Origin of the sequence: Bradyrhizobium sp. CCBAU 11357, assembly GCF_028128865.1 — a bacterium.
Taxonomy (GTDB): domain Bacteria; phylum Pseudomonadota; class Alphaproteobacteria; order Rhizobiales; family Xanthobacteraceae; genus Bradyrhizobium.
The window spans coordinates 22758-28757 of sequence record NZ_LBJW01000080.1; the positions used below are offsets into that span (position 1 = coordinate 22758).

General features: G+C 56.9%; 3 protein-coding genes. All 3 read left to right on the forward strand.

The genetic code is table 11. The features are described from left to right. The first annotated feature begins 653 nt into the window (after positions 1–653). On the forward strand, positions 654–1754 hold the full coding sequence (locus XI05_RS10515) for a sulfotransferase family protein (RefSeq protein WP_271501176.1): 1101 nt from the start codon (positions 654–656) through the stop codon (positions 1752–1754). A gap of 173 nt (positions 1755–1927) precedes the next feature. Next, positions 1928–2926: a sulfate adenylyltransferase subunit CysD gene (cysD, locus tag XI05_RS10520; protein ID WP_442869257.1), complete on the forward strand. Its 999-nt coding sequence runs from the start codon at positions 1928–1930 to the stop codon at positions 2924–2926. After that, positions 2926–4809, forward strand: a complete 1884-nt coding sequence (gene cysN / locus XI05_RS10525) for a sulfate adenylyltransferase subunit CysN (RefSeq protein WP_271501166.1) — start codon at positions 2926–2928, stop codon at positions 4807–4809. The genes cysD and cysN overlap by 1 nt, the downstream gene beginning before the upstream one ends. The last annotated feature ends 1191 nt before the right edge of the window (positions 4810–6000 follow it).

Sequence of the window (6000 nt, forward strand, 5' to 3'; positions counted from 1 at the left end):
ACTATCTTAGACGTGGTCTCAACGGCTGTGACCAATCGGCAGTGAAGACATTGTCTTGGTGATGGCCCCGTCAAGGATCTCTCACATGAAGGGCCGATCCAGTGTGTTGACCGACCAACGGCGGCGCTCACTGCAGGTAGCGTCTGGATCGCTCCCGCGCTGAGAAGACCTGCGTCCTGCCATGTGTGATTTCCGCGATATGGTCTGCTTCTTTGCAGCAATCCGCTCATATGCCGAATTGTTTGTGTCTGCCGAGCCCCAGCGAGGTGCATGTCGCAGTTACCTCTTCAAATGCCTCAGCGCATGCATCTTCTATACGTATCAACCTTCCATGTGCCGCGCGCGGTCTTTAACAAACGTCCGTATAGTTCTTTTCAACCTTGCCATATTCGCAGTCAATCTTCGTGCAATTGAGCTGTTGCTTGATTTCGTTTTATCGGTCGAGCAATCGGGGAAGCGATTGCAGTTATCGTTCTGTGATCCCGCCCGATCGGACTGAACGGGTCTCAAGTCATGAGTGGCAGACAAAATTCTTGTCCTTTCGACTCCTTGTACGCAAGCGGTTGCCCCCATGTGATCCGGCGGCCGGCTTTGTTTCGCCCAATCGAGCTAGCGCCGACAGATGGCGCTTGCCAAGCACGAGTGTCTGAATGATGAGCGGACGTCTTGGTCGTTCACCTGAGGTGTGCTTTCTCCTTGGTCTTCCACGATCCGGGACCACACTCCTGGCACATTTGCTGCAGCTCCATCCAGACATTGTGGCTCCGCCTGAACCCTGGTTAATGCTGGCGCTTGAAGCAATTGGCAAGGTGGATCGGCGTCATCCGGCCGGCAGCTCTCTAATTGAGGCCGCCACCTCCGAATTCTTGGGACGGATAGATCGCACGGTCGTTAGCCGCGCTTTTGCAGATGCAGCATACGATCAATATCTGGCAAAAGCGGGCAAGCGCATCATCATAGATAAGACACCACGCTATTGGACGACACTTGAATTTGTTGAATCCGTCTATCCGGAGGCGCCACACATCCTTCTGATGCGCAATCCTTACGCGATCGCCGCTTCACTGAAATCGACGTGGGGCATCCCACTGCGGGCAGAAAGTGCGCAGCCGGTCAGCGTATCCAGTCTCGCTGACCTCATGCTTCGACTGCCCGATGGCATAATATCTTCACTCGCCGATTTGGTTTTGGGTCTTCCTAGGCTCGCCGCGCAACGTATTCGCCCGCAGACTCATTTGGTGCAATACGAACTGCTCGTGGCGCACCCGGACGAGGAAATCCGGCGTCTACTGACAGCGCTCGGCTGTGATCCAGGAGGCGTGGCATCGGTGAGCATGGGACGAGCAGATTATCTTCAGTCCAGCAGCTTTGGAGACCGAAAAATCCTGGAACGAAACACCATCGACGAAAGCTCTGTCAAATCGTGGCAATCTCAATTGAGCGTCGAGGAGATGCAAACCGTGACCGATCTGGTCGGTGCCGAGCTTTTGGTAGAACTTGGATATGAGCAGGAACTGCTGCATGCCCAGAAAGCCGGAGTTCTGGACAGGGGACGGGAAGTAACAGAACTTTATCGTCGGAGATTCCGAACCTGGTGGGATTTGCGAAGTGCCAAGGCGGGAGGACTGTCTGGCTTATCTCACGCTGGAGAGTCGGTCCAAAATGCTTGGAACATTTCGGAGAACCGGGACGTGGCTATCGAGATGTTGCGAGGCGAGGTCGCGCGGCTTGAGCAGGTCATCAGGATCTCCTAAGGACTCTGAATGCTTGTGATCAAGCCACGCTGGTTGATTTAGCCAACATCCTTAACCGGCACGCTGATCTCCCGATCATGTGCCGCACGCGCCGGCCGTACGAGCGGCAGAATGCGATATGCTGCCGCGTCCGAAGTGTGCTGTCGAACGGGTCTTGGCCTCATTGACGAGCCATGCGCCTTGGCCGGCCATTTCTGCCGCGGATATTCCCCGCTCTGGGCTGGAGCCATAGAGCGGCGAACAACAGAGATCCTGCACCGAAAACAAGATATATGCTGCCAAAACATCTGCACCGTCTCGAAGCTGAATCGATAGAAATCATGCGTGATGTGGTCGCCGAGTTCAAAAGGCCCGTCATGCTTTACTCCATCGGAAAAGATTCAAGCGTTTTGCTACACCTTGCGATCAAGGCGTTCTATCCGGCAAAAATACCTTTCCCCCTGCTTCACGTCGATACGACCTGGAAGTTCGGCGAGATGATCAGCTTCCGAGACGCGACAGCCAAGCGGCTCGGCCTCGACCTGATTGTCCATGTCAACAAGGACGGCAGCGCGCGTGGGATCAATCCCATCGTTTCCGGCTCCGCGCTCCATACCCAGGTGATGAAAACGGACGCGCTGAAACAGGCGCTCGACTTCCACGAATTCGATGCCGCCTTTGGCGGAGCCCGGCGTGATGAGGAAAGGAGTCGCGCAAAAGAACGGATACTCTCCTTCCGTTCGGCCGGACATGTATGGGACCCCCGTAACCAACGGCCGGAGCTCTGGAGCCTGTTCAACACACGGATTCGCCAGGGCGAAACCATGCGCGTGTTTGCGATCTCGAATTGGACCGAGCTTGAGGTGTGGGAATACATCATGATCGAGAAAATTCCGGTCGTTCCGCTCTACTTCGCAAAACGAAGACCGATAGTGCATCGAAATGGTGCGATGATCATGGTTGACGACGAGCGATTGCCGCTTAACTGCGGCGAGACGCCGGAAATGCGGATGATCCGCTTTCGCACGCTTGGATGTTATCCCTTGAGCGGGGCTATCGAATCCGATGCGACCACGATCGAAGGTATCGTCGCAGAAATGCAGACCGCGACCGTGTCTGAGCGCCAGGGGCGCCTAATTGACACCGATGAAGCCGCTTCAATGGAGAAGAAGAAGCGGGAAGGCTACTTTTGATGTTTACAAAGCAGAGAACGGAACCGGTTCCGGTCCGGACGAAGGATCAGCTGCGATTCATCACATGTGGCTCGGTGGACGACGGCAAATCGACGCTGATCGGCCGATTACTGCACGACAGCAAGATGATCTACCACGATCAGATCACGGCGCTGGAACGCGACAGCATCAAGTACGGTAGCACCGGGGATAACATCGACTTCGCGCTGCTTGTGGACGGCCTCGAGGCCGAACGGGAGCAGGGCATTACGATCGATGTTGCCTACCGTTTCTTCACTACGCCGCGGCGCTCCTTCATGGTGGCCGACACTCCCGGCCATGAGCAGTATACCCGCAATATGGCTACCGGCGCCTCGCAGGCCCAGCTCGCCATTATCCTGATCGATGCCCGCAAAGGCGTGATGGTTCAGACGCGCCGCCACTCCTTTATCTGTGCGCTGCTCGGTATTCGTCATGTCGTGCTGGCAGTGAACAAGATCGATCTTGTCGCATACGACAAGGAGTGTTTCGATCGGATCGCGCGCGACTATATGGCCTTTGCCGCCGGTCTCGGCTTCACCTCGATCGTTCCCATCCCGATCTCGGCCCGCTACGGCGATAACGTCGTAGACCGCTCCGCGCGTGCCAACTGGTATCGTGGTCCCTGCCTGCTTGGATATTTGGAGAGCATTGACATCCAGTCCGGCACCGCAAGCCAGGCTTTCCGCTTTCCGGTACAATGGGTGAACCGGCCAAATCCGGATTTTCGGGGCTATGCCGGGACGGTGGCTTCCGGGAGGATCTCGGCGGGGGATGAGATCATTGTCGCCACGTCGGGACGGACCACGCGCGTCAAGCGGATCGTGACCCACGGTGGCGACCTTGTCGGCGCCGAAGCCGGGGATGCGGTGACCATTACGCTGGAAGACGAAATTGATATCGGGCGGGGCGACATTCTATCCCGACCGGACGATCAACCGAAGGTCGCCGACCAATTCGCTGCTTATGTGATTTGGATGGACGAGGAGCCGCTCGCTCCCGGACGCAATTACATCCTGCGGATCGGATCGCAGACGATTTCCGGCAGCATTGCCGAAATTCAGCATCGGATCGACGTCAACACTTGTGAGCATCTGGCCGCCGGGATGGTTTCGTTGAACGAGATCGCCTTCTGTAATGTTGCGACCACAATGCCCGCAGTATTCGATGCTTATGACGTCAATCGGAAGACCGGATCATTCATCGTCATCGATCGTTACACCAATCGTACGGCGGGGGCCGGCATGATTGCCGTTCCGCTACGGCAGACCGCCAATATTGCTAGGCAAGCCCTATCCGTGGATAGGAGGGAACGTGCCGCGCTCAAGAATCAGAAGCCTTGCGTCATTTGGTTCACCGGCCTGTCTGGCGCGGGAAAGTCGGCGATTGCGAACCTGGTTGATCAAAAGCTGTTTGCGATGTCGCGGCATACAATGCTGCTGGATGGCGACAACCTCCGACACGGATTAAGCGCCGATCTGGGCTTCTCGGAGGCGGACCGCGTGGAGAACATTCGGCGTGTCGGTGAAGTTGCCAAGTTGATGGCGGACAGCGGCTTGATTGTGATCTGCTCGTTTATCTCGCCCACGAGAGCCGAACGGGACAGGGTGCGCACCTTGGTTGGCAAGGATGAGTTCATAGAAGTCTTTGTCGATACGCCGATCGAGGAATGCGCGCGGCGAGACCCGAAGGGGCTGTACTCAAAGGCGAAATCAGGCAACATCAAGAACTTCACCGGAATCGACGCCTGCTACGAGGCACCAGAAACACCGGATATTCATCTCAGGACCATGGAGCAGACCCTAGAGCATTCAGCGAAAGCGGTAGTGGATGTCTTAGTAGCGCGCTCAATTCTTGATCGTTAGATGTCCCCGCGCCACGTCATCAATTCGCACAACATCCTGCTGGCGCGGCTCAGGCGATCTGGCTCAGGCGGCTCCTGCGGTCAAACGTTTCGCTCGAAAGGAACAAAATGGTCGCACCACTCGTGTACTGCCAGCTTCCGGTTACGTGCTCTAAGTGGATTAATTCAAAACCGAGTACGCGAGCAAAGATGGAGCATCGTCAGAAGCGGTGGAGCTCTAGAGACGCCGTCCCATGCTGCAGATCACAATCTACGATGCGGTAAGGAAGGCCAAGAAGAAGTCCGACTTCCACTAGGTTGAGGGTTTGCTTGGCGCTTCTTGCTGCGCGTGCGGCCAAGGACACGCCGAGCTGCCTTTAAAGCCGAGCCGGGGCCGCGACTCGGCCGGCTTTACTCTCCAACACAGTATGAAGCGCGGGCCGCGGTTTTACGGAGCTGGCTATCCGGCGAGCCTGGGCTTACTCCAGGTATATTGACCAATCTGAAGCGAGCAATCGGTCGCGATCCAACCTGTCGTGCCCTATGGTAAAGTCCGGAAAGCTTGCTTCCTTTTGGTTGCCGCTCGTAGGCGAACACCGTCGGCGTAGCTCAGTACCTTCGCATCGCGAGGCAACGCTGCCGCGAGCATTAGCCATCCTGCGCTACGGAGCTCCGTCGCGTGTTCACGTCATGCTCCAGTCCGCCTTCCATCGTTGCCTGCTCATGAAGGCGGCCATTGACGCGGCCGAAAAGGAAAGGGAGCTCATCGCTGGCCAAGCGACAAAGAATGATCTCTCGATGAGCCGCTCTGGTCAGCCATCGACGTGCTCGACCGCACTGTAGACCCCGTATAACGCGAGTGCAGATCAACGAGCGGGCCCGGGAGGAGTCAAAGCGAGCAGAACGGCTCGGAAGTGACTATCGTCGAACCAGAGTGCCTCATGGCGAGGTACTTGCGCACTCCGAGTGCTGGTGATGCGCGGCTCGCCGGCTCAGGCTTTTGAGCCGCCGTAAACCACAGCACGTTCGCCGCCGCCATGATCGCTCGGTGGGATGTCTCACGGCGAGGGGCGAACGATGGTTGCTGCCGACCTAGCGATCAATTTGAAAGATGCACCCGCGCCGCTCATCTGGACGCGGCTCGATGCACTCCTAGCAAATCAGGACAACATGCTCTGTCGCACGGTCGCTCGCCGAAAGGTGCCGTGCTGAT